The 23,963-nt window shown below is 54.6% G+C and carries 21 protein-coding genes; 14 read left to right on the top strand and 7 right to left on the bottom strand.

The features are described from left to right. Nucleotides 1-76: 76 nt before the first annotated feature. From lon to bolA, 5 genes are all read right to left on the bottom strand, one after another. The gene (gene lon / locus URZ40_RS01950; RefSeq protein ID WP_061099040.1) at nt 77-2,431 is read right to left on the bottom strand and encodes an endopeptidase La; all 2,355 of its coding nucleotides are present in this window, start codon (nt 2,429-2,431) and stop codon (nt 77-79) included. 183 nt (nt 2,432-2,614) lie between these two features. Further along, complete coding sequence (clpX, locus tag URZ40_RS01955) at nt 2,615-3,889, bottom strand: ATP-dependent protease ATP-binding subunit ClpX (RefSeq protein ID WP_061099041.1); 1,275 nt, start codon at nt 3,887-3,889, stop codon at nt 2,615-2,617. A 126-nt stretch (nt 3,890-4,015) separates the two neighbouring features. After that, nucleotides 4,016-4,639 (bottom strand): ATP-dependent Clp endopeptidase proteolytic subunit ClpP, encoded by a 624-nt coding sequence (gene clpP / locus URZ40_RS01960; RefSeq protein ID WP_014069126.1) that lies wholly within the window; start codon nt 4,637-4,639, stop codon nt 4,016-4,018. 260 nt (nt 4,640-4,899) lie between these two features. Further along, nucleotides 4,900-6,198, bottom strand: coding sequence for a trigger factor (gene tig, locus URZ40_RS01965; protein WP_014882773.1), 1,299 nt, complete (start codon nt 6,196-6,198; stop codon nt 4,900-4,902). Between the two features lie 330 nt (nt 6,199-6,528). Further along, a complete protein-coding gene (bolA, locus tag URZ40_RS01970; RefSeq protein WP_003859051.1) occupies nt 6,529-6,846 on the bottom strand; it encodes a transcriptional regulator BolA in 318 nt (105 codons plus the stop codon). 305 nt (nt 6,847-7,151) lie between these two features. On the opposite strand from bolA, the gene URZ40_RS01975 reads away from it, so the two are divergent. The 8 genes from URZ40_RS01975 to URZ40_RS02010 all read left to right on the top strand — a co-directional run bounded on the left by URZ40_RS01975 (nt 7,152) and on the right by URZ40_RS02010 (nt 16,023). Beyond that, a complete protein-coding gene (locus URZ40_RS01975; protein ID WP_023310568.1) occupies nt 7,152-7,730 on the top strand; it encodes a lipoprotein in 579 nt (192 codons plus the stop codon). Nucleotides 7,731-7,775: 45 nt separating this feature from the next. Beyond that, on the top strand, nt 7,776-9,251 hold the full coding sequence (ampG, locus tag URZ40_RS01980) for a muropeptide MFS transporter AmpG (RefSeq protein WP_116341613.1): 1,476 nt from the start codon (nt 7,776-7,778) through the stop codon (nt 9,249-9,251). A 477-nt stretch (nt 9,252-9,728) separates the two neighbouring features. Further along, nucleotides 9,729-10,676, top strand: a complete 948-nt coding sequence (gene cyoA / locus URZ40_RS01985) for a cytochrome o ubiquinol oxidase subunit II (protein WP_008503322.1) — start codon at nt 9,729-9,731, stop codon at nt 10,674-10,676. A gap of 16 nt (nt 10,677-10,692) precedes the next feature. Beyond that, the gene (cyoB, locus tag URZ40_RS01990) at nt 10,693-12,684 is read left to right on the top strand and encodes a cytochrome o ubiquinol oxidase subunit I (RefSeq protein ID WP_116341615.1); all 1,992 of its coding nucleotides are present in this window, start codon (nt 10,693-10,695) and stop codon (nt 12,682-12,684) included. After that, nucleotides 12,674-13,288, top strand: coding sequence for a cytochrome o ubiquinol oxidase subunit III (locus tag URZ40_RS01995; RefSeq protein ID WP_003859057.1), 615 nt, complete (start codon nt 12,674-12,676; stop codon nt 13,286-13,288). The genes cyoB and URZ40_RS01995 overlap by 11 nt, the downstream gene beginning before the upstream one ends. Then, nucleotides 13,288-13,614 carry a cytochrome o ubiquinol oxidase subunit IV gene (locus URZ40_RS02000; protein WP_006176899.1) on the top strand — a complete coding sequence of 109 codons (327 nt, stop codon included), beginning with the start codon at nt 13,288-13,290 and terminating at the stop codon, nt 13,612-13,614. Before URZ40_RS01995 ends, URZ40_RS02000 begins: the two co-directional genes overlap by 1 nt. Nucleotides 13,615-13,625: 11 nt before the next feature. Continuing rightward, complete coding sequence (gene cyoE / locus URZ40_RS02005) at nt 13,626-14,513, top strand: heme o synthase (RefSeq protein ID WP_061099044.1); 888 nt, start codon at nt 13,626-13,628, stop codon at nt 14,511-14,513. Nucleotides 14,514-14,661: 148 nt separating this feature from the next. Beyond that, the gene (locus tag URZ40_RS02010) at nt 14,662-16,023 is read left to right on the top strand and encodes an MFS transporter (protein ID WP_116341617.1); all 1,362 of its coding nucleotides are present in this window, start codon (nt 14,662-14,664) and stop codon (nt 16,021-16,023) included. Nucleotides 16,024-16,054: 31 nt separating this feature from the next. Here the strand turns inward: URZ40_RS02010 and URZ40_RS02015 are convergent, their stop codons facing one another. Next, a complete protein-coding gene (locus URZ40_RS02015; RefSeq protein WP_023334701.1) occupies nt 16,055-16,546 on the bottom strand; it encodes a YajQ family cyclic di-GMP-binding protein in 492 nt (163 codons plus the stop codon). A 121-nt stretch (nt 16,547-16,667) separates the two neighbouring features. Between URZ40_RS02015 and panE the strand changes: the two genes are divergently transcribed. Both panE and yajL read left to right on the top strand, forming a co-directional pair. Next, complete coding sequence (gene panE, locus URZ40_RS02020) at nt 16,668-17,579, top strand: 2-dehydropantoate 2-reductase (protein ID WP_316380337.1); 912 nt, start codon at nt 16,668-16,670, stop codon at nt 17,577-17,579. Next, nucleotides 17,542-18,132, top strand: a complete 591-nt coding sequence (gene yajL, locus URZ40_RS02025) for a protein deglycase YajL (protein WP_116341621.1) — start codon at nt 17,542-17,544, stop codon at nt 18,130-18,132. Before panE ends, yajL begins: the two co-directional genes overlap by 38 nt. A 67-nt stretch (nt 18,133-18,199) precedes the next feature. Here the strand turns inward: yajL and thiI are convergent, their stop codons facing one another. Then, nucleotides 18,200-19,648 carry a tRNA uracil 4-sulfurtransferase ThiI gene (thiI, locus tag URZ40_RS02030; RefSeq protein WP_116341623.1) on the bottom strand — a complete coding sequence of 483 codons (1,449 nt, stop codon included), beginning with the start codon at nt 19,646-19,648 and terminating at the stop codon, nt 18,200-18,202. A 191-nt stretch (nt 19,649-19,839) separates the two neighbouring features. On the opposite strand from thiI, the gene xseB reads away from it, so the two are divergent. From xseB to URZ40_RS02050, 4 genes are all read left to right on the top strand, one after another. Beyond that, the gene (gene xseB / locus URZ40_RS02035; RefSeq protein ID WP_045909783.1) at nt 19,840-20,082 is read left to right on the top strand and encodes an exodeoxyribonuclease VII small subunit; all 243 of its coding nucleotides are present in this window, start codon (nt 19,840-19,842) and stop codon (nt 20,080-20,082) included. Continuing rightward, on the top strand, nt 20,083-20,982 hold the full coding sequence (gene ispA, locus URZ40_RS02040; protein ID WP_116341625.1) for a (2E,6E)-farnesyl diphosphate synthase: 900 nt from the start codon (nt 20,083-20,085) through the stop codon (nt 20,980-20,982). It abuts the gene before it with no gap. 24 nt (nt 20,983-21,006) lie between these two features. Further along, nucleotides 21,007-22,869: a 1-deoxy-D-xylulose-5-phosphate synthase gene (dxs, locus tag URZ40_RS02045; RefSeq protein ID WP_116341627.1), complete on the top strand. Its 1,863-nt coding sequence runs from the start codon at nt 21,007-21,009 to the stop codon at nt 22,867-22,869. A gap of 64 nt (nt 22,870-22,933) precedes the next feature. Next, nucleotides 22,934-23,908, top strand: coding sequence for an aldo/keto reductase (locus URZ40_RS02050; protein WP_192983445.1), 975 nt, complete (start codon nt 22,934-22,936; stop codon nt 23,906-23,908). Nucleotides 23,909-23,963: the final 55 nt, after the last annotated feature.

A 23,963-nucleotide genomic window follows, 5' to 3' on the forward strand; every position in this document is an offset into this window, starting at 1 on the left:
GCTATACAAAAAAAGGCTGGCAAGTGCGAAATGACTTACCAGCCTTGTTTTTATTGACGCTCTTTGCGCGAGGTCACTATTTTGCGGTTACAACCTGCATTCCGGACGGTTCATTCTGCAATGCGAGAGTAAGAACTTCCTCAATTCGCTTAACAGGATGGATCTGCAGATCGGCAATCACGTTGTCCGGAATCTCTTCCAGATCGCGTTTATTCTCGTAAGGAATCAATACGGTTTTGATCCCACCGCGGTGTGCCGCCAGCAGTTTTTCTTTTAACCCACCGATTGGCAGGACCTGACCACGCAGGGTGATTTCACCGGTCATTGCCACATCGGCACGTACCGGGTTCCCTGTCAGACAGGAGACCAGCGCCGTACACATGGCAATACCCGCGCTTGGGCCATCTTTCGGCGTCGCCCCTTCCGGAACGTGCACATGGATGTCGCGTTTTTCGTAGAAATCCGGATTGATACCCAGTTTCTCCGCACGCGCACGCACCACGGTCAGCGCCGCCTGAATGGATTCCTGCATCACTTCACCCAGCGAGCCAGTGTAGGTCAGCTTGCCTTTGCCCGGCACACAGGCGGTTTCGATGGTCAGCAGATCGCCGCCCACTTCCGTCCATGCCAGACCGGTGACCTGACCAACGCGGTTTTCGTTGTCCGCGCGACCGTAGTCGAAGCGCTGAACGCCCAGGTAGGCATGCAGATTGTCGCCGTTAATCACAATGTGCTTCAGGCTCTTATCCAGCAGCAGCTGTTTCACCGCTTTACGACACAGTTTAGAGATTTCACGCTCAAGACTACGCACGCCCGCTTCACGGGTGTAGTAGCGAATGATGCCGATAATCGCGCTGTCCTCGACGGTCAGCTCGTTGGCTTTCAGCGCGTTACGCTCAATCTGTTTCGGCAGCAGGTGCTGCTTAGCAATATTCAGCTTCTCATCTTCGGTATAACCGGAGAGACGGATCACTTCCATACGGTCCAGCAGCGGGGCCGGAATGTTCATGGAGTTGGAGGTCGCCACGAACATCACATCGCTCAGGTCGTAGTCCACTTCCAGATAATGATCGCTGAACGCCACGTTCTGTTCTGGATCAAGTACTTCCAGCAGTGCAGACGCCGGATCGCCACGCATGTCCGAAGACATCTTGTCGATCTCATCGAGCAGGAACAGCGGGTTTTTAACGCCCACTTTCGCCATCTTCTGGATCAGTTTACCCGGCATAGAACCGATGTAGGTACGGCGGTGACCGCGGATTTCCGCTTCATCGCGCACGCCGCCCAGCGCCATACGGATATATTTACGTCCGGTCGCTTTGGCAATGGACTGACCCAGAGAGGTTTTACCCACCCCTGGCGGGCCTACCAGGCACAGAATTGGGCCTTTAATTTTGTTTACACGGCTTTGTACCGCGAGGTACTCAAGAATGCGGTCTTTGACGCGTTCCAGGCCGTAGTGGTCGGTATCCAGGATTTCCTGAGCCTGACGCAGGTCTTTTTTGACCTTGCTGCGGGCATTCCACGGCACCTGAACCATCCACTCGATGTAGCCGCGCACGACGGTCGCTTCAGCCGACATTGGAGACATCATTTTCAGCTTCTGCAGTTCTGCTTCGGCTTTCTCTTTCGCCTCTTTCGGCATCTTCGCCGCGTCGATCTTACGCTTCAGCGCTTCGTTTTCATCCGGCGCGTCGTCCATCTCGCCCAGCTCTTTCTGAATCGCCTTCATTTGCTCATTCAGATAGTACTCACGCTGAGACTTCTCCATCTGCTTTTTCACGCGGTTACGAATGCGCTTCTCAACCTGCAGCAGATCGATTTCAGACTCCATCATCGCCATCAGGTATTCCAGACGTTCGTTAACGTCGGACATTTCCAGCACGGACTGTTTGTCAGCCAGCTTCAGCGGCATGTGCGCAGCGATGGTATCCGCCAGACGTGCAGGATCATCGATGCTGTTCAGCGACGTCAGCACTTCTGGTGGAATTTTCTTATTCAGCTTGATATAGCCTTCAAACTGGCTGATTGCGGTGCGCACGAGCACTTCCTGTTCGCGTTCATCAAGCTGAGGCGAATCAAGGTACTCTGCCTTAGCAGAGAAGTGTTCGCCATTGTCAGACAGGGTGGTAATACGCGCACGCTGCAGCCCTTCCACCAGCACCTTCACGGTGCCGTCAGGCAGCTTCAGCATCTGCAAAATAGAGGCCACGGTCCCGACGGTGAAAAGATCGTTTACACCCGGCTCATCCGTTGATGCTTCTTTCTGCGCCACCAGCATGATTTTTTTATCATGATCCATAGCGGCTTCGAGGCAACGGATAGATTTTTCCCGCCCTACAAATAAGGGTATGACCATGTGCGGATAAACCACCACATCGCGCAACGGCAATACGGGGATTTCAATGCGTTCAGAACGCTCAGGATTCATAGAGCTCTCTCTTAGTTTAGTGTCCGCCAGGTAAGCTGGTCATGTCACAGTGCTTCACATAACCATTAACATGTATCCAGTATATGGGGATGTTTCCCACACATTCAACGCTATGAACACGGAAAAAGTAAAGGGGAGATAAAATCCCCCCTTTTTGATTAACTGCTTGTATGATTTGGTGAATTATTCGCCAGATGCCTGCTGGGCTTCCGGTTTACCGTAAATCAGCAGCGGCTTGGATTGGCCACCAATCACGGACTCGTCGATAACCACTTTTTCAACATCTTCCATCGACGGCAGATCGTACATAGTGTCGAGCAGTGCCGCTTCAACGATAGAACGCAGGCCGCGCGCACCGGTTTTACGGATCATCGCTTTCTTCGCAATTGCGTCCAGCGCTTCGTCACGGAATTCCAGGTCAACGCCTTCCAGATTGAACAGCGCCTGATACTGCTTGGTCAGCGCATTTTTCGGCTCTTTCAGGATCTGAATCAGCGCCTCTTCACTCAGCTCATTCAGCGTTGCCACAACCGGCAGACGGCCAATGAACTCAGGGATCAGACCAAATTTGATCAGATCTTCAGGCTCAACCTGCGAAAGCAATTCGCCTTCGTTGGCTTTCTCGGACTTCGCCTTCACCGTTGCGCCAAAACCAATGCCGGAGCCGGTTTCAACACGGTGGGAGATCACTTTATCCAGGCCTGCAAACGCACCGCCGCAGATGAACAGGATCTTGGAAGTATCAACCTGCAGGAACTCCTGCTGCGGATGTTTGCGTCCACCCTGCGGCGGAACGGCGGCAACCGTACCTTCGATCAGCTTCAGCAACGCCTGCTGCACGCCTTCACCCGATACGTCACGGGTAATGGACGGGTTGTCTGATTTACGGGAGATCTTGTCGATCTCATCAATGTAAACAATCCCGCGCTGGGCTTTTTGTACGTCGTAATCGCACTTCTGCAGCAGCTTCTGAATGATGTTCTCAACGTCTTCACCCACATAACCGGCTTCGGTCAGTGTGGTGGCATCCGCCATGGTAAACGGAACATCAAGCAGGCGCGCCAGCGTTTCCGCCAGCAGCGTTTTACCGGAGCCGGTTGGCCCGATCAGCAGAATGTTGCTTTTGCCCAGTTCCACGCCATTGCTGGTGTCGCCGTTACGCAGACGTTTGTAGTGGTTATATACCGCCACCGCCAGCACTTTCTTGGCCTGCTCCTGACCGATGACATAGTCGTCAAGGTGATGACGAATCTCATGCGGCGTTGGCAATGCGCTACGCTCACGGTGCGGCGCAACTTCTTTAATCTCTTCGCGAATGATGTCGTTACATAAATCGACACATTCGTCGCAGATATACACGGACGGCCCGGCAATCAGTTTACGCACTTCATGCTGGCTTTTGCCGCAAAAAGAGCAGTACAGCAGTTTGCCCGAACCATCTTTGCGTTTATCTGTCATGAGTCCAAACCTCTTTTTAAGTTCTTTGTGCCGCACATGACGACGCAAATGCCATTCTAAGACGCAAGCTGCATTAAGCAGCGTGCCGCCCTACTTTAGTATAGCGGCACACTCGCGTCGCGGGCATCAATTACGATGGGTCAATACGGAGTCGACTAAGCCGTACTCAACTGCCTCTGGAGCAGAGAGGAAGCGATCGCGCTCGGTATCGCGCTCGATCTGCTCAAGAGATTGACCTGTATGCTGCGCCATAAGTTCATTCATGCGCGCTTTTACTTTCAGAATTTCGCGGGCGTGGATTTCGATATCCGTCGCCTGCCCCTGGTAACCACCCAGCGGCTGGTGAATCATCACGCGGGAGTTAGGCAGGCAGAAACGCTTACCTTTCGCCCCTGCGGTTAACAGGAAGGCCCCCATGGATGCAGCCTGACCCATACAGATAGTGCTGACATCTGGCTTGATGAACTGCATGGTGTCATAAATGGACATGCCCGCCGTAATCACACCGCCAGGCGAGTTGATGTACAGGTAAATGTCTTTTTCCGGGTTTTCCGCTTCCAGGAACAGCATCTGCGCCACGATCAGGTTAGCCATATGGTCTTCTACCTGGCCGGTCAGAAAGATAACGCGTTCCTTGAGCAGACGGGAATAGATATCGAAAGAACGCTCACCACGTGAGGTCTGTTCAATAACCATTGGCACCAGCGCCATATGGGGTGCAAAGTTATCTCGTTCGCCACTGTATGACATTTCCGTCTCCTGGTTCAAAATTGAAAACACCTGCTGTACTGATTGTAACCTTATGGACGGATTATCAGCCAGTCTCAATCATCGTGATTACACACTTATGGGGTTCGCCACGCCCTATTTCAAGCATAACAACCTTTTGTTGTAACGCTAACACTGAAAGGGCGTTTTAGCACCCTTCAAGAACCCAAGCTGCGATAAAAAAAACCCGTCGCCGGAGGGCAACGGGTTTTTTGTTCAAACTTTAAACCGTTAGGGCGAAATTACGCCTGCTGGTTCATCAGTTCGTTGAAAGAGGTCGCTTTTTCGGTCACTTTCGCTTTCGCCAGTACCGCTTCAACAGCCTGCTCTTCCAGGGCGACGTTGCGCATGTTGTCCATCAGCTCTTTGTTCTTGCCGTAGAACTCGATCACTTCTGATGGATCTTCGTATGCAGACGCCATCTCTTCGATCAGGCCTTTTACACGCTCTTCGTCAGCTTTCAGCTCGTGGGTACGAATCACTTCGCCCAGCAGCAGGCCAACAACCACACGGCGTTTCGCTTGCTCTTCAAACAGCTCGCGCGGCAGTTCCATCGCTTGCTGCTGGTTGCCACCGAAACGCTGTGCAGCCTGACGGCGCAGTACGTCGATTTCGCTGTCGATCAGAGCAGCAGGAACGTCGATGTCGTTCGCTTTTACCAGACCTTCAATCGCCTGAGATTTCACACGGTTACGCACAGCGCCGTTCAGCTCGCGCTCCATGTTTTTACGCACTTCGGTACGCAGGCCAGCAACAGAACCATCTTCAACGCCGAAACGCTTGATGAACTCTTCAGTCAGTTCTGGCAGTTCGCGCTCTTCCACTTTTTTCAGGTTGATGACGAACTTCGCTGCTTTACCTTTCAGGTTTTCAGCGTGGTATTCTTCCGGGAAGGTCACGTCGATGGTGAACTCTTCGCCAGCCTTGTGGCCTTTGATACCGTCTTCGAAGCCTGGGATCATACGACCCTGGCCCATTGCCAGTACGAAGTCAGACGCTTTGCCGCCTTCGAACTCTTCGCCATCAACAGAACCGGTGAAGTCGATGGTTACGCGGTCTTCCGCGTCAACAGCGCCTTCTTTCTCTTTCCAGTTCGCCTGCTGCTTGCGCAGGGTGTCCAGCATGCCGTCAACGTCTTCGTCAGTTACGGAAACAATCGGTTTTTCAACTTCGATAGATTCCAGACCTTTCAGCTCAACTTCCGGATACACTTCGAACTCTACGGAGTAGGTGAAGTCTTCGCCCAGTTTGTATTCGCCTGGCACGTAGTTTGGTGCGCCAGCCGGATTGATTTTTTCTTTGATGATCGCGTCGATAAAGTTGCGGCTCATCAGTTCACCCAGCACATCCTGACGCACGGAAGCGCCATAACGCTGAGCAACAACATTCATTGGTACTTTGCCCTTACGGAAGCCGTCAATACGTACTTTTTTTGCTACGTTGACCAGCTCGCTTTTCACAGCAGTTTCGATGCTGTCAGCAGCGATAGTAATCGTTACACGGCGGCCAAGGCCTTGAGTGGTTTCAACTGAAACTTGCATCTTGTTACCTCAAAAAAATCACAGTGCTCGGTCAACTCTGAATCTGTCTGTTATACCGGGATGCTCTCTTAGTGCAGATTCACATTCCCTGTCGCCAGAATCATCCCGAAGACATTCATTAAGACGCGGCATTATAGCGGCATCACTTAGGTGAGTCGAGAACGGTTGGGGCATGTTGCTGCGGCTTTTTTCACACTTTAAGGCTATTTTTAGCCTTAAAATCGCACCATCCGCTCAAAACTCAGACAAAACAAAACGGCCCGAAGGCCGTTTTGAGGAAATCTGTAAGCAACATACTGGAAAAGCTCCGGCCGTTGCAAATCCGATTTATCAGGCGATAGTGCCGGCACCTCGACAGGGCGGCGACGCGAAAACCGTATCCTGCAAGCCTTCCCATTCCTTAATGGTGTAGGTATGCAGTGCCAGCGCATGCACGGTTGTGGAGAGTTCTTCCGTCAAGGTGCTGTAGATCAGGCGATGTCGGTTCAGGAAACGTTCTCCCGTGAAGCGATCGCTAACCAGAACCACTTTAAAGTGGCTTTCAGAACCTGCCGGCACGTTATGACGATAGCTTTCGTCGACGACTTCGAGGAACACAGGGTTGAACGCTGCCCTTAATTTTTCTTCTATCTGTTCACGTATCATCATGAAATTACTCCTCCGACAACGCTGAGATGTCACCCATCCCTTTAAATATTAGCCGCTTTTACCGTTTCCATTACACCTTGACAACAAATATTTAGCTTTCGTCTAATTTTCTCATTCAAACGAATGAAGTTCACTGTGAGACTCATACCTTTCATCATTCGCGGGAGGAGAAAAAGGGTGAGCTGGTCAGTTTTCAGACAAGACGATGAATTTACATGCGTTGACCACTTCCCCTGACCGTTGTCGATGTTATGATGGCGGCAATTTCTCTTTCTTTATGCTTACGATTCGTTGAGAACCTGAAAATGTTAAAAAAACTCTTCTTTCCGTTGGTAGCCCTTTTTATGCTGGCAGGCTGTGCGACTCCGCCTACCACTATTGATGTCTCACCAAAAATCACTCTGCCTCAGCAGGACCCTAGCCTGATGGGCGTCACCGTGAGCATTAACGGTGCCGATCAGCGTCAGGACCAGGCTCTGGCAAAAGTGACCCGCGATAACCAGCAGGTTACCCTCACCGCGTCCCGCGACCTGCGCTTCCTGCTGCAGGAAGTGCTTGAGAAGCAAATGACCGCTCGCGGCTACATGATTGGCCCAAGCGGCGCGGTTGATCTGCAGATCATCGTCAACAACCTTTATGCAGACGTGTCTCAGGGCAACGTGCGCTACAACATCGCGACCAAAGCGGATATCGCCATCATTGCCACCGCGAAAAACGGTAACAAGATGACGAAAAACTACCGCGCCAGCTACTCCGTTGAAGGCGCGTTCCAGGCATCCAACCAGAACATTGCTAACGCCGTTAACAGCGTGCTGACGGATACCATCGCCGATATGGCGCAGGACACCAGCATTCACGATTTTATCAAGCAGAACGCACGTTAATCCTGCTTACTGACCCGGTGCTTCACCGGGTCAGTTCATAAAACCATGTCCAGTCACTACTTACGCATTTTCCAGCAACCGAAATCAGCGATTCTGCTGATCCTCGGCTTTGCCTCCGGTTTACCCCTCGCGCTCACCTCCGGCACGCTTCAGGCGTGGATGACGGTCGAGAACATCGATCTCAAAACCATTGGTTTCTTCTCGCTGGTCGGTCAGGCTTATGTCTTTAAGTTCCTGTGGTCGCCGGTGATGGATCGCTATACGCCGCCGTTCCTGGGACGTCGTCGCGGCTGGTTAGTGATGACGCAGGTCCTGCTGCTGCTGGCGATTGCGGCGATGGGCTTCCTTGAACCGACCACACAGCTTCGCTGGATGGCCGCGCTTGCGGTGGTGATAGCCTTCTGTTCCGCCTCCCAGGATATTGTGTTTGACGCCTGGAAGACGGACGTCTTACCCGCCGAGGAGCGCGGGGCCGGTGCGGCCATCAGCGTGCTGGGCTATCGCCTCGGGATGCTGGTCTCCGGCGGCCTGGCGCTGTGGCTGGCCGACCGTTACCTCGGCTGGCAGGGCATGTACTGGCTGATGGCCGCCCTGCTGATCCCCTGCATTATCGCAACGCTCTTTGCTCCCGAACCGAGTGACGTCATTCCGGTCCCCCGCTCACTGGAACAGGCCGTGGCCGAACCGCTGCGCGACTTCTTTGGCCGTAACAATGCCTGGCTGATCCTGCTGCTCATCGTCCTTTATAAGCTGGGTGATGCCTTTGCCATGAGCCTGACCACCACCTTCCTGATCCGCGGCGTCGGTTTTGATGCCGGGGAAGTGGGTGTGGTGAATAAAACGCTGGGGCTGTTTGCGACCATCGTCGGCGCACTTTATGGCGGCGTACTGATGCAGCGCCTGACGCTTTTCCGCGCGCTGCTGATCTTCGGCATTCTTCAGGGCGCCTCTAACGCCGGTTACTGGCTGCTGTCGATTACCGACAAACATACGATCAGCATGGCCGCAGCGGTGTTCTTCGAAAACCTCTGCGGCGGCATGGGGACGGCGGCGTTTGTTGCCCTGCTGATGACCCTGTGCAATAAGTCATTTTCCGCCACGCAGTTCGCTCTGCTCTCGGCGCTCTCGGCCGTTGGCCGCGTGTACGTAGGCCCAATTGCCGGCTGGTTTGTGGAAGCCCACGGCTGGCCAACGTTTTATCTCTTCTCGGTCGCGGCTGCCGTGCCGGGGATTTTATTATTGCTGGTGTGTCGCCAGACGCTGGAATATACCCAGCGGACAGAACACTTTATGCCGCGCACTGAATATCATCGCGCCTACCGTTTTGCGTTACGTCTGTTAATGACGGGCTGCGCCGCGCTGGCGCTCTGGCTTGTGGTACTTATTGTTAACGCCAGTACGTCTCTGGCGCTCCCCCTCGAAGCCCTTCTGCTGGACGCCGGAGCCCTGCTGGCCATCGCCGGGATCCTGACGGGCGGTCTGCTCGATTTTATGGCATTGCGTAAAACGCAGATGACCTGAAGAAAAAGCGAAAGGTTATTTCCCGTTGTAATCACTAACCGAAATTATAACGGCGAAATAGCCATCAGCCGCTAAAAAAATATTTGTTGTTTTGTGCGGGATAGGATTTGGAAATTATTGGAGCCGGTTCCAAATTGCTATTTTTCATTAAACGATTCAGCATTGGAAAGTTTGATTTTTCGTTTTTTAGATGTCTTTTTATTGATAATTAATTGTTAATTTTTTGTTTATTTTTAACAATGGTTATACCAATTGCCCCTTTTAGGTTATGCTTGGGGGTCCTTTCGTTATAAAGCCCATCTCATGCGGCTTCGGTCATAAAAACCGACATAATCTGCAACACTTGTGACACGTGCGGCAGAACCCGGTAACACCTTCCTGACACAGGCCTAATGATGTTTACAGTAATGTAACCTTCCCGTAAAATGCCCGCACACTTTAAACGCCACCAGACTCCCGTGGAATTGAGGTCGTTAAATGAGACTCAGGAAATACAATAAAAGTTTGGGATGGTTGTCATTATTCGCAGGTACTGTATTACTCAGTGGCTGCGATTCTGCACTACTAGACCCCAAAGGACAGATTGGACTGGAACAACGTTCACTGATATTGACGGCTTTTGGCCTGATGTTGATTGTGGTTATTCCTGCCATTTTGATGGCTGTTGGTTTCGCCTGGAAGTATCGTGCGAGCAATAAAGATGCGAAGTATAGCCCGAACTGGTCACACTCCAATAAAGTGGAAGCTGTGGTCTGGACGGTGCCTATTCTGATCATCCTGTTCCTTGCCGTACTGACCTGGAAAACCACTCACGCACTTGAGCCAAGCAAGCCGCTGGTTCACGATGAAAAACCTATTACCATTGAAGTGGTCTCCATGGACTGGAAATGGTTCTTCATCTATCCAGAGCAGGGCATTGCTACCGTGAATGAAATCGCCTTCCCGGCGAACACTCCGGTTCAGTTCAAAGTGACCTCCAACTCCGTAATGAACTCCTTCTTCATCCCGCGTCTGGGTAGCCAGATTTACGCGATGGCCGGTATGCAGACGAACCTGCATCTGATCGCGAATGAAGCAGGCACCTACGATGGTATCTCCGCCAGCTATAGCGGCCCGGGCTTCTCAGGTATGAAGTTCAAAGCTATTGCGACGCCGGACCGTGCCGCTTTCGACCAGTGGGTTGAAAAAGCGAAGCAGTCTCCAAACACCATGTCTGACATGGCGGCGTTCGAAAAAGTGGCTGCACCTAGCGAATACAACAAGGTGGAGTACTTCTCTAACGTGAAACCTGATTTGTTCAAAGACGTTATTGGCAAATTTATGGATCACGGCAAGAGCATGGACATGACCCAGCCAGAAGGCGAGCACAGCGCGCATGAAGGTATGGAAGGCATGGACATGAGCCACGCGGAAACCGCTCACTAAGGGGCCGAGGAAGAAAATGTTCGGAAAATTGACACTGGATGCAGTGCCCTACCATGAACCGATTATCATGGTTACGGTGGCTGCAATTATCATTGGTGGCGCGGCCTTAGTTGGCCTGATCACTTACTTCGGTAAGTGGAGCTACCTGTGGAATGAGTGGCTGACTTCGGTTGACCACAAAAAACTCGGTATCATGTACTGCATCGTCGGTATCGTCATGTTAATTCGTGGCTTTGCGGATGCGATCATGATGCGTAGCCAGCAGGCACTCGCATCTGCGGGCGAAGCCGGCTTCCTGCCGCCGCACCACTACGATCAGATCTTTACCGCTCACGGCGTTATCATGATCTTCTTCGTGGCGATGCCGCTGGTAATCGGTCTGATGAACGTCGTCGTTCCGCTGCAAATTGGTGCGCGCGACGTGGCGTTCCCGTTCCTGAACAACCTGAGCTTCTGGTTCACCGTTGTCGGCGTTATCCTGGTTAACCTGTCACTGGGTGTGGGCGAATTCGCGCAGACCGGCTGGCTGGCGTACCCGCCGCTGTCGGGAATTGAGTACAGTCCGGGTGTCGGTGTTGACTACTGGATTTGGGCGCTTCAGCTCTCCGGTGTCGGTACGACCCTGACCGGTATCAACTTCTTCGTGACCATCCTGAAGATGCGTGCTCCTGGTATGACGATGTTCAAGATGCCGGTATTTACCTGGGCATCTCTGTGCGCCAACGTACTGATTATCGCATCGTTCCCAATTCTGACCGTCACCATCGCGCTGCTGACCCTGGACCGCTATCTGGGCACCCATTTCTTCACAAATGATATGGGTGGCAACATGATGATGTACATCAACCTGATTTGGGCCTGGGGTCACCCGGAAGTGTACATCCTGGTTCTGCCTGTCTTCGGTGTGTTCTCCGAAATCGCGGCAACCTTCTCGCGTAAACGCCTGTTTGGTTACACCTCTCTGGTGTGGGCAACCGTGTGTATTACCGTTCTGTCGTTCATCGTTTGGCTGCACCACTTCTTCACCATGGGTGCGGGCGCGAACGTAAACGCCTTCTTCGGTATCACCACCATGATTATCGCCATCCCTACCGGGGTGAAGATCTTCAACTGGCTGTTCACCATGTACCAGGGCCGTATCGTGTTCCACTCAGCAATGCTGTGGACCATCGGCTTCATCGTTACCTTCTCCGTAGGTGGGATGACCGGCGTACTGCTGGCGGTACCGGGCGCTGACTTCGTTCTGCACAACAGTCTGTTCCTGATTGCGCACTTCCATAACGTTATCATCGGCGGCGTGGTCTTCGGCTGCTTCGCTGGCGTAACCTACTGGTGGCCAAAAGCGTTCGGCTTCACGCTGAACGAAAAATGGGGTAAACGCGCGTTCTGGTTCTGGATCATTGGCTTCTTCGTGGCGTTTATGCCGCTGTACGTGCTGGGCTTCATGGGTATGACCCGTCGTCTGAGCCAGCAGATCGATCCGCAGTTCCACCCAATGCTGATGGTTGCAGCGGGCGGTGCAGCGCTGATTGCATGCGGTATTCTGTGCCAGCTGATTCAGTACTACGTGTCCATCCGTGACCGTAACCTGAACCGCGACCTGACCGGTGACCCATGGGGTGGCCGTACGCTGGAGTGGGCAACCTCTTCTCCACCGCCGTTCTATAACTTTGCCGTAGTGCCGCACATTCACGAGCGTGATGCCTTCTGGGAAATGAAAGAAAAAGGTGAAGCGTACAAGCAACCTGAGCATTACGAAGAGATCCATATGCCGAAAAACAGCGCTGCGGGCATCGTGATTGCCGCTTTCGCAACGGTATTTGGTTTCGCAATGATCTGGCACATCTGGTGGATGGCGATTGTTGGCTTCGCCGGCATCGTAATCAGCTGGATTGTGAAGAGCTTTGACGAGGACGTGGACTACTACGTACCAGTCCGTGAAGTTGAAAAGCTGGAAAATCAGCATTTCGACGAGATTTCTAAAGCGGGGCTGAAAAATGGCAACTGATACTCTGGCGCACTCAACTGCCCACGCGCATGAACATGCGCACCACGATACAGGACCGACGAAAGTCTTCGGTTTCTGGATCTACCTGATGAGCGACTGCATTCTGTTCTGCTGTCTGTTCGCGACCTATGCCGTTCTGGTGAACGGCACAGCGGGCGGCCCGACCGGCAAGGACATCTTTGAACTGCCGTTCGTTCTGGTTGAAACCGCACTGCTGTTATTCAGCTCCATCACCTACGGCATGGCGGCTATCGCCATGTACAAAAACAACAAGAGCCAGGTTGTCTCCTGGCTGGCGTTGACCTGGCTGTTTGGTGCTGGCTTTATCGGGATGGAAATCTATGAATTCCATCACCTGATTATGGAAGGCTTCGGCCCGGATCGCAGTGGCTTCCTGTCCGCGTTCTTCGCGCTGGTGGGTACCCACGGTCTGCACGTGACCTCGGGTCTGATCTGGATGGCAGTACTGATGTTCCAGATCTCCCGCCGCGGCCTGACCAGCACTAACCGTACCCGTATCATGTGCCTGAGCCTGTTCTGGCACTTCCTGGACGTGGTATGGATCTGTGTGTTCTCTGTTGTCTATCTGATGGGGGCGATGTAATGAGTCATTCTAACGATCATGGCGCTTCCCACGGCAGCGTAAAAACCTACATGACAGGTTTCATCCTGTCGATCATCCTGACGGTGATCCCGTTCTGGATGGTGATGAGCGGTTCTGCGTCCAAGCCGGTTATCCTGGGAGCAATCCTGGTAACCGCGGTGATTCAGATTCTGGTGCATCTGGTTTGCTTCCTGCACATGAACACCAAGTCCGATGAAGGCTGGAATATGACCGCCTTTATCTTTACCGTGATTATCATCGCTATCCTGGTAGTCGGTTCCATCTGGATTATGTGGAACCTCAACTACAACATGATGGTTCACTAAGAGCGGCGAGTATGTTTAAGCAATACCTGCAAGTAACGAAACCAGGCATCATCTTTGGCAACCTGATCTCCGTGATCGGAGGGTTCCTGCTGGCCTCTAAAGGCAGCATTGATTACGCCCTCTTTATCTCTACGCTGGTCGGTGTGTCACTGGTTGTTGCGTCCGGTTGTGTATTTAACAACTACATCGACATGGATATCGACAAGAAGATGGAAAGGACCAAAAATCGGGTGCTGGTTAAAGGCCTGATCGCCCCTTCCGTCTCGCTGGTGTACGCCACCTTGCTGGGTATTGCTGGCTTTATGCTGCTGTGGTTTGGTGCTAACCCGCTGGCCTGCTGGCTGGGGGTGATGGGGTTCGTGGTGTATGTAGGCGTCTACAGCCTGTATATGAAACGTCACTCCGTCTACGGCACGCTGATTGGTTCTCTCTCCGGCGCTGCGCCGCCGGTAATTGGCTACTGCGCGGTCACGAACGAGTTCGACAGCGGTGCGCTGATCCTGCTGGCTATCTTTAGCCTGTGGCAGATGCCGCACTCCTATGCCATCGCGATTTTCCGCTTTAAGGATTATCAGGCAGCGAACATCCCGGTTCTGCCGGTCGTGAAGGGCATTTCGGTTGCCAAGAACCACATCACGCTCTACATCATCGCTTTTGCCGTGGCAACGCTGATGCTCTCTCTGGGTGGCTACGCCGGGTATAAATATCTGGCGGTAGCGGCTGCGGTGAGCGTCTGGTGGCTCGGTATGGCCCTGCGCGGATACAAAGTGGAAGATGACAAAGTCTGGGCGCGCAAGCTGTTTGTGTTCTCTATCGTTGCTATCACTTCACTGTCCGTGATGATGTCCGTAGACTTTATGGTGCCGGATTCACATAACCTGCTGACTTACGTCTGGTAAGATTCGCAGGTGAATAAAAGGGTGCTTCGGCACCCTTTTTTATTCATCAAATCCATTAATAACGCATGTAATATTTGTTAAATAACCCTTTATTTACCCCGCCCCTTCCCCGCACTACACTATGGCCTGCTTTTGAACTGAGGTGGTAATGAACGATTATAAAATGACGCCAGGCGAGCTACGCGCGACCTGGGGCTTAGGGACTGTCTTCTCGCTACGGATGCTCGGCATGTTTATGGTCCTGCCTGTTCTGACCACGTACGGCATGGCGCTGCAGGGGGCCAGCGAGGCGCTGATTGGCCTGGCAATTGGTATTTACGGTCTTGCGCAGGCGATATTTCAAATCCCGTTTGGTCTGCTCTCCGATCGGGTGGGTCGAAAGCCGCTGATTGTCGGCGGTCTGCTTATTTTTGTTCTCGGTAGCGTCATTGCCGCCCTCTCCCACTCCATCTGGGGGATTATTCTTGGTCGCGCCCTCCAGGGCTCCGGCGCGATTGCCGCCGCCGTTATGGCGCTGCTGTCAGACCTTACACGCGAACAGAACCGCACGAAGGCGATGGCGTTTATCGGCGTGAGCTTTGGCGTCACTTTCGCGATTGCGATGGTGCTCGGTCCGATTATCACTCATACGCTCGGCCTGCACGCTCTGTTCTGGATGATTGCCGTGCTGGCGACCATCGGCATTGCCTTAACTCTGTGGGTCGTGCCGGACAGTAAAAACCACGTTCTGAACCGTGAGTCAGGCATGGTCAAAGGCTGCTTCAGCAAAGTGCTCGTTGAGCCACGCCTGCTCAAGCTGAATTTCGGCATTATGTGCCTGCACATTCTGCTGATGTCGACCTTTGTCGCCCTGCCCGGCCAGCTTGCCGCAGCGGGTTTCCCGGCCGCAGAGCACTGGAAAATCTATCTGGTCACGATGCTGATATCTTTTGTCTCCGTCGTGCCATTCATCATCTATGCCGAAGTGAAGCGCAAAATGAAGCGCGTCTTCGTGGGCTGCGTGGCGCTGCTGCTGATAGCCGAGATCGTGCTCTGGGGATCCGGCCCGCACTTCTGGGAGCTGGTTGCTGGCGTACAGCTGTTCTTCCTGGCGTTTAACCTGATGGAAGCGCTGCTGCCGTCGCTTATCAGCAAGGAGTCTCCTGCAGGTTACAAAGGCACGGCGATGGGTATCTACTCCACCAGCCAGTTTCTCGGCGTGGCGATCGGCGGCTCGCTCGGTGGCTGGGTCGACGGCCTGTTTGATTCACAAACCGTGTTTCTCGCGGGCGCGCTGCTGGCGACAGTCTGGCTGCTGGTCGCCAGCACCATGAAAGAGCCGCGCTATGTGAGCAGCCTGCGGGTAGAAATCCCGGATGATGTAGAAATCAGCGATGCGCTGAAGCAGCGTCTGGAAGCAAAAGAAGGCGTGACAGAGGTGTTCATTGTCCCGGAAGAGCGGAGCGCTTACGTCAAAATAGACAGCAAGGTGACCAACCGCTTTGAGGTCGAGCAGGCGCTTAAAGCCTAAAAAAAGCCCGGTTAAACCGGGCTTTTCAGTCTTAATCGCGGAAGTTTTTAAACTGGAACGGCTGCCCCAGATCGCCGCCGCGCACCAGCGCCATCACGGACTGCAGATCGTCGCGGGATTTACCGGTCACGCGAATTTCTTCGCCCTGGATCTGCGCCTGCACCTTCAGCTTGCTGTCTTTGATGAGCTTAACGATCTTCTTCTGCACCGCGCTCTCGATGCCCTGCTTGAGTTTGGCTTCCACAAACCAGTTCTTACCGCTGTGGACAAACTCTTCCGGCACGTCCAGAGATGTCCCTTCAATGCCGCGTTTTAACAGCTTGGCACGCAGAATATCGAGCAGCTGATTCACCTGGAAATCAGACTCGCTCAGCACCTTAATGGTCTTATTTGCGTCGTTCAGCTCAAATGACGCCTCAACGCCACGAAAATCGAAACGTGACTCAACTTCGCGTGTTGCGTTCTCAACGCCGTTGCGAACTTCCTGGATATCAACCTCGGAAACAATATCGAAAGATGGCATCTTTTCTTCTCCCTTCACTTTTGTTGCGTTGCATAATACCCGCTACGAGGCATAACTCAACAGAAGCTTAGCTGTATAATTAAGCTGTAACACCTGGCGCAGTTGCAGGTGAGGAGGAACAATGAAAATTACGGTGCTCGGATGCGGAGCGCTTGGTCAGCTGTGGCTGACCGCGCTGCGCAAGCACGGACATGAGGTTCAGGGCTGGCTGCGCGTGCCCCAGCCCTATTGCAGTGTCAACCTGATTGGTGAAGACGGAAGCATTTTTAACGAGTCCCTCACGGCAAACGATCCTGATTTCCTGGCGCAAAGCGACCTCCTGCTGGTGACGCTCAAGGCGTGGCAGGTTTCAGACGCGGTAAAGACGCTGGCCGCGCAGCTCCCCCCCACGTCCCCCATTCTGCTCCTGCACAATGGTATGGGAACCCTTGATGAGCTGAAAAGCGTCCCGCAGCCTCTGCTGATGGCGACCACCACCCACGCCGCGCGTCGCGACGGCAACATTATCGTGCATGTCGCCAGCGGCGTGACGCACATCGGCCCGGCCAGGACACAGGATGGCGACTACAGCTATCTCGCAGACGTGCTGCAGAAGGTTTTGCCGGACGTGGCATGGCATAACAACATTCACCCTCAGCTGTGGCGTAAGCTTGCGGTAAACTGCGTGATCAACCCGCTGACGGCGCTGTGGAACTGCCCGAACGGTGAGCTGAAAAACCATCCGCAGGAGGTGGCGTCCCTGTGTGCGGAAGTCGCGTCGGTAATTGAGCGAGAAGGCCTGCACACCTCAGCAGAGGATTTGCGCTGTTACGTCGAGCAAGTGATTGAGAGTACGGCTGAGAACATCTCCTCAATGCTGCAGGACGTTCGGGCCTTACGCCACACGGAAATCGACTACATCACGGGATATCTGCTAAAGCGCGCCCGCGCGCACGGCATCGCCGTGCCGGAAAACGCCCGTCTGTATGACCTGGTTAAACGTAAGGAGAGTGAATATGAGCGCGTCAGCACTGATCTGCCTCGCCCCTGGTAGCGAAGAGATGGAAGCGGTCACCACCATTGATTTAATGGTACGTGGCGGCATTAAGGTCACCACCGCCAGCGTTGCCAGCGACGGCAGCCTGGCGATCACCTGTTCCCGAGGGGTGAAAATTCTGGCAGATGCACCGCTTGTTCAGGTTGCTGATGGCGATTACGACATCATCGTGCTGCCCGGCGGCTTAAAAGGCGCGGAATGTTTTCGCGACAGCCCGCTGCTGGTCGAGACCGTGCGTCAGTTTCATCTATCCGGCCGCATTGTCGCGGCAATCTGCGCTGCCGCAGGAACGGTGCTTATTCCGCACGACATTTTCCCCATCGGCAACATGACCGGCTTCCCGGGGCTGAAGGACACCATCCCGGAAGAGCATTGGGTGGATAAACGCGTCGTCTGGGACCCGCGCGTCAACCTGCTGACCAGCCAGGGGCCCGGCACCGCGATTGATTTTGGCTTAAAGATTATTGACCTGCTGGTCGGACGCGAGAAGGCCTACGAAGTGGCGTCATCGCTGGTGATGCCGGCGGGAATTTATAATTATTACGAATAGGTGTTCTCCCTCTCCCCGTGGGAGAGGGTCGGGGTGAGGGCAACAGGCCGCACTCCCCGACAAAACACTACGGGCGATACACCTTCACATTCGCAAAGCCCTGCTCGCGCAGATAAAGCGCCTGCAGGCGGCTCATCACCCCACGCTCACACCACAGCAGATACGTTTTGCTCTGATCGAGGTCGCCAAATTTAGTGCTCAGCTTGTAGAACGGCAGCGAAACCACCTCCACGCCTTCCACCTGCAGCGGCTTGTCATCCTGCTCGTCAATGGAGCGGATATCCAAAATCGCATCGTTAGCGCCGAAACCGCTCACGGTTTCAACTTCAACCACTTCCTGCTCGGTCTGCTGGGCAATCTCGCGGATATCAATGTTGGACGCTTCCGCCACCACTTTTTCCAGAATGCTGAAGTCGAAATTCTCTTCTTCCGCTTCGATCTTCGCCTTCACCGCTTTCACCGTCGGGCTTTTTGAGATCACGCCGCAGTATTCCGGCATGGTACGGGCAAAATCTTCGGTGCCGATTTCGCGCGCCAGGTCGATGATGTGCTCTTTATCGTGGGAGATCAGCGGACGCAGGATCAGCGTATCAGAGACGTTGTCGATCAGACGCAGGTTGGTCAGCGTCTGGCTGGAGACCTGGCCCAGCGCTTCGCCGGTGACCAGCGCCTGCACACCGTAGCGTTCCGCCACTTTGGACGCCGCACGCACCATCATGCGCTTCAGCACCACGCCCATCTGGCCGTCGTCCACTTTCTCAAGGATTTCACCGACCACAGGTTCGAAGTTGATCGCCACAAAACGCACGCGGTGGGAGCTGCCGAAGCGGTTCCACAGGTAATGCGCCACCTGACGTACGCCGATTTCGTGCGCCGCGCCGCCCAGGTTGAAGAAGCAATAGTGCACGCGGCAGCCGCGACGCATCAGCATATAGCTGGAGACGCCGGAGTCGAAGCCGCCGGAGATCAGGGACAATACGTCTTCCTGGGTGCCAATCGGGAAGCCGCCGATGCCTTCATAGCGCCCTTTCACCAGTAGCAGGCGATCGTTTTCGATCTCCAGGTTCACGGTCACGTCCGGGTTGGTCAGACGTACGCGCGCCGTTTCAACGTGCTGGTTCAGACCGCCGCCAACGTAACGTTCCACTTCAATGGAGCTGAATTCGTGCTTGCCGCGACGCTTCACGCGCACGCAGAAGGTTTTGCCTTCGATCTGATCGCGGTACTGGACCAGCGCTTTCTCGAAGATGTCGTGCATATCGCTGAACGGAACATCTTCCACTTCCAGGATATGGTGGATCCCCGGAATACGGGTCAGCGCGTCGCGAATATCCTGACGTTTGTTTTCGTCTTTGGCGCGCACTTCAACGTGGTCCCAGTGGCGCACCACGGCGAGGGTTTCGTCGTAGTGCTTTAATACGTTACGAATGTTCCCGGTGAGAATTTTAATAAAGCGCAAACGCACAGATTGGCTTTTGATGGTGATTTCAGGGAACAATTTAATGATAAACTTCATGGCGGCAATGTTTCTTAGGCAAGCGTATTAAGGCTTGTAATGGAAAAGAGTACAGCAGCCCACACCCGTGGCTGCATCCAGGCGCGCAAGTATACCACCATCGCGCCGCTCCTGTGCACATTGCGCGTTATTTGATAATTGCCCTGAGTCCGTTACCATGTCGGGGCTGAGAATATAAGAGTCAATTCACTATGCCGAAGAAGAACGACGCACCGGCCAGTTTCGAAACTGCGCTGAGTGAACTGGAGCAAATCGTTACCCGTCTTGAGAGCGGCGATCTCCCGCTGGAAGAAGCGCTCAACGAATTCGAGCGCGGCGTGCAGCTGGCGCGCCAGGGGCAGGTCAAACTGCAGCAGGCCGAGCAGCGCGTGCAGATCCTGCTCTCCGACAGCGAAGAGGCGAAAACCACGCCTTTCACACCGGACGCCGAGTAAATGGATTTTGCCAACGAGCTTCAGGCGCGCGTCGTGCGCGCCAACGACGCCCTGCGCCGATTTATTGCGCCACAGCCTTTTCAGAACACTCCACTGGTTGAAGCCATGCACTATGGCGCACTCTTGGGTGGAAAGCGCCTGCGCCCGTTTCTGGTGTACGCCACCGGCAATATGTTTGGTATCAGCGATAACACGCTGGACGCCCCGGCAGCCGCCGTTGAGTGCATTCACGCCTACTCGCTGATTCACGACGATCTTCCGGCGATGGACGACGACGATCTGCGTCGGGGTCAGCCAACCTGCCACATTAAGTTTGGCGAGGCGAATGCCATTCTGGCGGGTGATGCCCTGCAAACGCTGGCGTTCTCCATTCTGAGCGACGCGCCGATGGCGGAAGTAAGCGACCGCGACCGCCTGGCGATGATCTCCGAACTGGCGATGGCCAGCGGTGTGGCCGGCATGTGCGGCGGTCAGGCGCTGGATCTTGAAGCGGAAGGACGTCAGGTTAATCTGGAACAGCTGGAGCGTATTCACCGCCATAAGACGGGCGCGCTTATTCGTTCCGCCGTTCGCCTGGGCGCGCTGAGCGCGGGTGAGCAAGGGCGCAAAGCCCTGCCGATTCTGGACAGATACGCAGAAAGTATCGGTCTGGCATTCCAGGTTCAGGATGACATTCTGGATGTGGTGGGCGATACTGCAACATTGGGTAAACGTCAGGGTGCCGACCAGCAGCTTGGCAAAAGTACCTACCCCGCCCTGCTGGGACTTGAGCAAGCCCAACGTAAAGCCCGGGATCTGATTGACGATGCCCGCCGGTCGCTGAATGAGCTGGCCGCGCAATCGCTGGATACCTCGGCACTGGAAGCGCTAGCGGACTATATAATCCAGCGTAATAAATAAACAATATATCTCGATGAGCCTTTGATGAGTTTTGATATTGCCAAATACCCGACACTGGCGTTAGTTGACTCCACCCAGGAGTTACGTCTGTTGCCGAAAGAGAGCCTGCCGAAGCTGTGCGACGAGCTGCGTCGCTACCTGCTCGACAGCGTAAGCCGCTCCAGCGGCCATTTCGCCTCCGGGCTTGGCACGGTAGAGCTGACCGTGGCGCTGCACTACGTCTATAACACGCCGTTCGATCAGCTTATCTGGGACGTGGGCCACCAGGCCTATCCGCACAAAATTCTGACCGGACGTCGCGATAAAATTGGCACTATTCGCCAGAAAGGCGGCCTGCACCCCTTCCCGTGGCGCGGAGAGAGCGAGTATGACGTACTGAGCGTCGGCCACTCCTCGACCTCCATTTCTGCGGGCATCGGTATTGCCGTTGCCGCCGAAAAAGAGAACAAGCAGCGCCGCACCGTCTGCGTGATTGGCGACGGTGCCATTACCGCCGGTATGGCCTTCGAGGCCATGAACCACGCGGGCGACATCAAGCCGGACATGCTGGTTATCCTTAACGATAACGAAATGTCGATCTCCGAAAACGTCGGCGCGCTGAACAACCATCTTGCGCAGCTGCTTTCAGGCAAGCTCTACTCCTCGCTGCGCGAAGGCGGCAAAAAAGTTTTCTCCGGCGTACCGCCGATTAAAGAGTTGCTCAAACGCACCGAAGAACACATCAAAGGTATGGTCGTACCGGGCACCCTGTTTGAAGAGCTGGGCTTTAACTATATTGGCCCGGTTGACGGCCATGACGTGCTGGGTCTGGTGACCACGCTCAAGAACATGCGCGACCTGAAAGGCCCGCAGTTCCTGCACATCATGACCAAAAAAGGGCGTGGCTACGAGCCGGCGGAAAAAGATCCGATCACCTTCCACGCGGTGCCGAAATTCGATCCGTCCAGCGGCTGTCTGCCAAAAAGCAGCGGCGGCATGCCGAGCTATTCCAAAATTTTCGGCGACTGGCTGTGCGAAACCGCAGCGAAAGACAACAAGCTGATGGCGATCACTCCGGCCATGCGTGAAGGCTCCGGCATGGTGGAGTTCTCCAGAAAATACCCTGACCAGTATTTCGACGTTGCTATTGCCGAGCAGCATGCGGTGACGTTTGCAGCTGGCCTGGCGATTGGCGGCTACAAGCCGGTTGTCGCTATCTATTCCACCTTCCTGCAGCGCGCCTACGATCAGGTTATCCACGACGTGGCCATCCAGAAGCTGCCGGTGCTGTTTGCTATCGACCGCGCGGGCATCGTCGGTGCCGACGGCCAGACGCACCAGGGCGCGTTCGATCTCTCCTTCCTGCGCTGTATCCCGGATATGGTTGTCATGACGCCAAGCGACGAGAACGAATGTCGTCAGATGCTGTTTACCGGCTACCACTATCAGGATGGCCCAAGCGCGGTTCGCTACCCGCGCGGCAATGCAGTGGGCGTCGAGCTGCTGCCGCTGGAAAAACTGCCGATCGGTAAAGGTCTGGTGAAGCGTCGCGGTGAGAAAGTGGCGATCCTGAACTTCGGCACGCTGATGCCGGAGGCGGCGAAAGCGGCTGAAACGCTGAACGCTACCCTGGTGGACATGCGCTTTGTGAAGCCGCTGGATGAGTCCCTGATCCTGAATATGGCTGAGACGCACGACGTGCTGGTCACGCTGGAAGAAAACGCCATTATGGGCGGCGCGGGCAGCGGCGTGAATGAGGTGCTGATGGCAAACCGTAAGGCCGTTCCTGTGCTGAACCTCGGCCTGCCGGACTACTTCATTCCGCAAGGCACCCAGGACGAAGCGCGCGCGGCGATTGGCCTGGACGCTGCCGGTATCGAAGCCAAAATCCGCAGCTGGCTGGCATAACCCCTCCCCCTTTTCCGCTCCTGCTATGCTTAAACCTCATGTTTAAAACAGCAGGAGCGGAACCGTGCAATACACAACATTAGGAAAAACCGACCTTAGCGTTTCCCGGCTTTGCCTGGGCTGCATGACCTTTGGCGAGCCGGATCGGGGAAATCACGCCTGGACGCTGCCGGAAGAGAGCAGCCGCCCGATAATCAAACGCGCCATCGAGGGCGGCATTAACTTCTTTGACACCGCCAACAGCTACTCCGACGGCAGCAGCGAGGAGATTGTCGGCCGCGCCCTGCGCGATTTTGCCCGCCGGGATGACATCGTCGTTGCCACCAAGGTCTACTATCCAGTGGGCGACCTGGCTGAGGGCCTGTCTCGCGCGCAGATCCTGCGCTCCATTGATGACAGCCTCAGACGCCTGAACATGGATTACGTCGACCTGCTGCAAATTCACCGCTGGGATTACAACACGCCGATCGAGGAGACGCTTGAGGCGCTCAACGACGTGGTGAAAGCTGGTAAGGCACGCTATATCGGCGCGTCGTCTATGCACGCGTCGCAGTTTGCTCAGGCGCTGGATCTCCAGGCGAAGCATGGATGGGCGCGCTTTGTCACCATGCAGGATCACTACAACCTGATCTACCGGGAAGAAGAACGCGAGATGCTGCCGCTGTGCCATCAGGAAGGCGTGGCGGTGATCCCGTGGAGCCCGCTGGCGCGCGGTCGATTAACCCGCCCGTGGGGAGAAACCACGGCTCGTCTGGTATCGGATGAAGTGGGAAAAAATCTTTATTCCGGTACCGAAGCCAGCGATGCGTTAATTGCCGAACGGTTAGCCGGAATTGCCGATGATACCGGCGCCACCCGCGCGCAGGTGGCGCTGGCTTGGCTGTTGGGCAAGCGCGGGGTTGCGGCACCGATTATCGGCACATCGCGGGAAGAACAGCTGGATGAGCTGCTGAATGCGGTTGATATCACGCTTACGCCGGAGCAGGTTGCCGAGCTGGAAACGCCGTATCAGCAGCATCCGGTGGTGGGGTTTAAATAAGCCCTCACCCTAACCCTCTAATCCGTAGGCCGGGTAAGGCGTAGCCGCCACCCGG

The organism is Enterobacter sp. 296B2 (genome assembly GCF_034106185.1).
In the GTDB taxonomy this organism is placed as follows: domain Bacteria; phylum Pseudomonadota; class Gammaproteobacteria; order Enterobacterales; family Enterobacteriaceae; genus Enterobacter; species Enterobacter cloacae_N.

Bases quoted from the DNA above. Each gene is read 5' to 3' on its own strand.
- URZ40_RS02010 (WP_116341617.1), top strand. From the start codon at position 14,662: ATGAACGATTATAAAATGACGCCAGGCGAGCTACGCGCGACCTGGGGC.
- clpX (WP_061099041.1), bottom strand. From the start codon at position 3,889: ATGACAGATAAACGCAAAGATGGTTCGGGCAAACTGCTGTACTGCTCT.
- cyoA (WP_008503322.1), top strand. From the start codon at position 9,729: ATGAGACTCAGGAAATACAATAAAAGTTTGGGATGGTTGTCATTATTC.
- URZ40_RS01975 (WP_023310568.1), top strand. From the start codon at position 7,152: ATGTTAAAAAAACTCTTCTTTCCGTTGGTAGCCCTTTTTATGCTGGCA.
- cyoE (WP_061099044.1), top strand. From the start codon at position 13,626: ATGTTTAAGCAATACCTGCAAGTAACGAAACCAGGCATCATCTTTGGC.
- URZ40_RS02015 (WP_023334701.1), bottom strand. From the start codon at position 16,546: ATGCCATCTTTCGATATTGTTTCCGAGGTTGATATCCAGGAAGTTCGC.
- yajL (WP_116341621.1), top strand. From the start codon at position 17,542: ATGAGCGCGTCAGCACTGATCTGCCTCGCCCCTGGTAGCGAAGAGATG.
- ampG (WP_116341613.1), top strand. From the start codon at position 7,776: ATGTCCAGTCACTACTTACGCATTTTCCAGCAACCGAAATCAGCGATT.
- tig (WP_014882773.1), bottom strand. From the start codon at position 6,198: ATGCAAGTTTCAGTTGAAACCACTCAAGGCCTTGGCCGCCGTGTAACG.
- xseB (WP_045909783.1), top strand. From the start codon at position 19,840: ATGCCGAAGAAGAACGACGCACCGGCCAGTTTCGAAACTGCGCTGAGT.
- thiI (WP_116341623.1), bottom strand. From the start codon at position 19,648: ATGAAGTTTATCATTAAATTGTTCCCTGAAATCACCATCAAAAGCCAA.
- dxs (WP_116341627.1), top strand. From the start codon at position 21,007: ATGAGTTTTGATATTGCCAAATACCCGACACTGGCGTTAGTTGACTCC.
- clpP (WP_014069126.1), bottom strand. From the start codon at position 4,639: ATGTCATACAGTGGCGAACGAGATAACTTTGCACCCCATATGGCGCTG.
- lon (WP_061099040.1), bottom strand. From the start codon at position 2,431: ATGAATCCTGAGCGTTCTGAACGCATTGAAATCCCCGTATTGCCGTTG.
- URZ40_RS01995 (WP_003859057.1), top strand. From the start codon at position 12,674: ATGGCAACTGATACTCTGGCGCACTCAACTGCCCACGCGCATGAACAT.
- URZ40_RS02000 (WP_006176899.1), top strand. From the start codon at position 13,288: ATGAGTCATTCTAACGATCATGGCGCTTCCCACGGCAGCGTAAAAACC.
- panE (WP_316380337.1), top strand. From the start codon at position 16,668: ATGAAAATTACGGTGCTCGGATGCGGAGCGCTTGGTCAGCTGTGGCTG.
- ispA (WP_116341625.1), top strand. From the start codon at position 20,083: ATGGATTTTGCCAACGAGCTTCAGGCGCGCGTCGTGCGCGCCAACGAC.
- bolA (WP_003859051.1), bottom strand. From the start codon at position 6,846: ATGATGATACGTGAACAGATAGAAGAAAAATTAAGGGCAGCGTTCAAC.
- cyoB (WP_116341615.1), top strand. From the start codon at position 10,693: ATGTTCGGAAAATTGACACTGGATGCAGTGCCCTACCATGAACCGATT.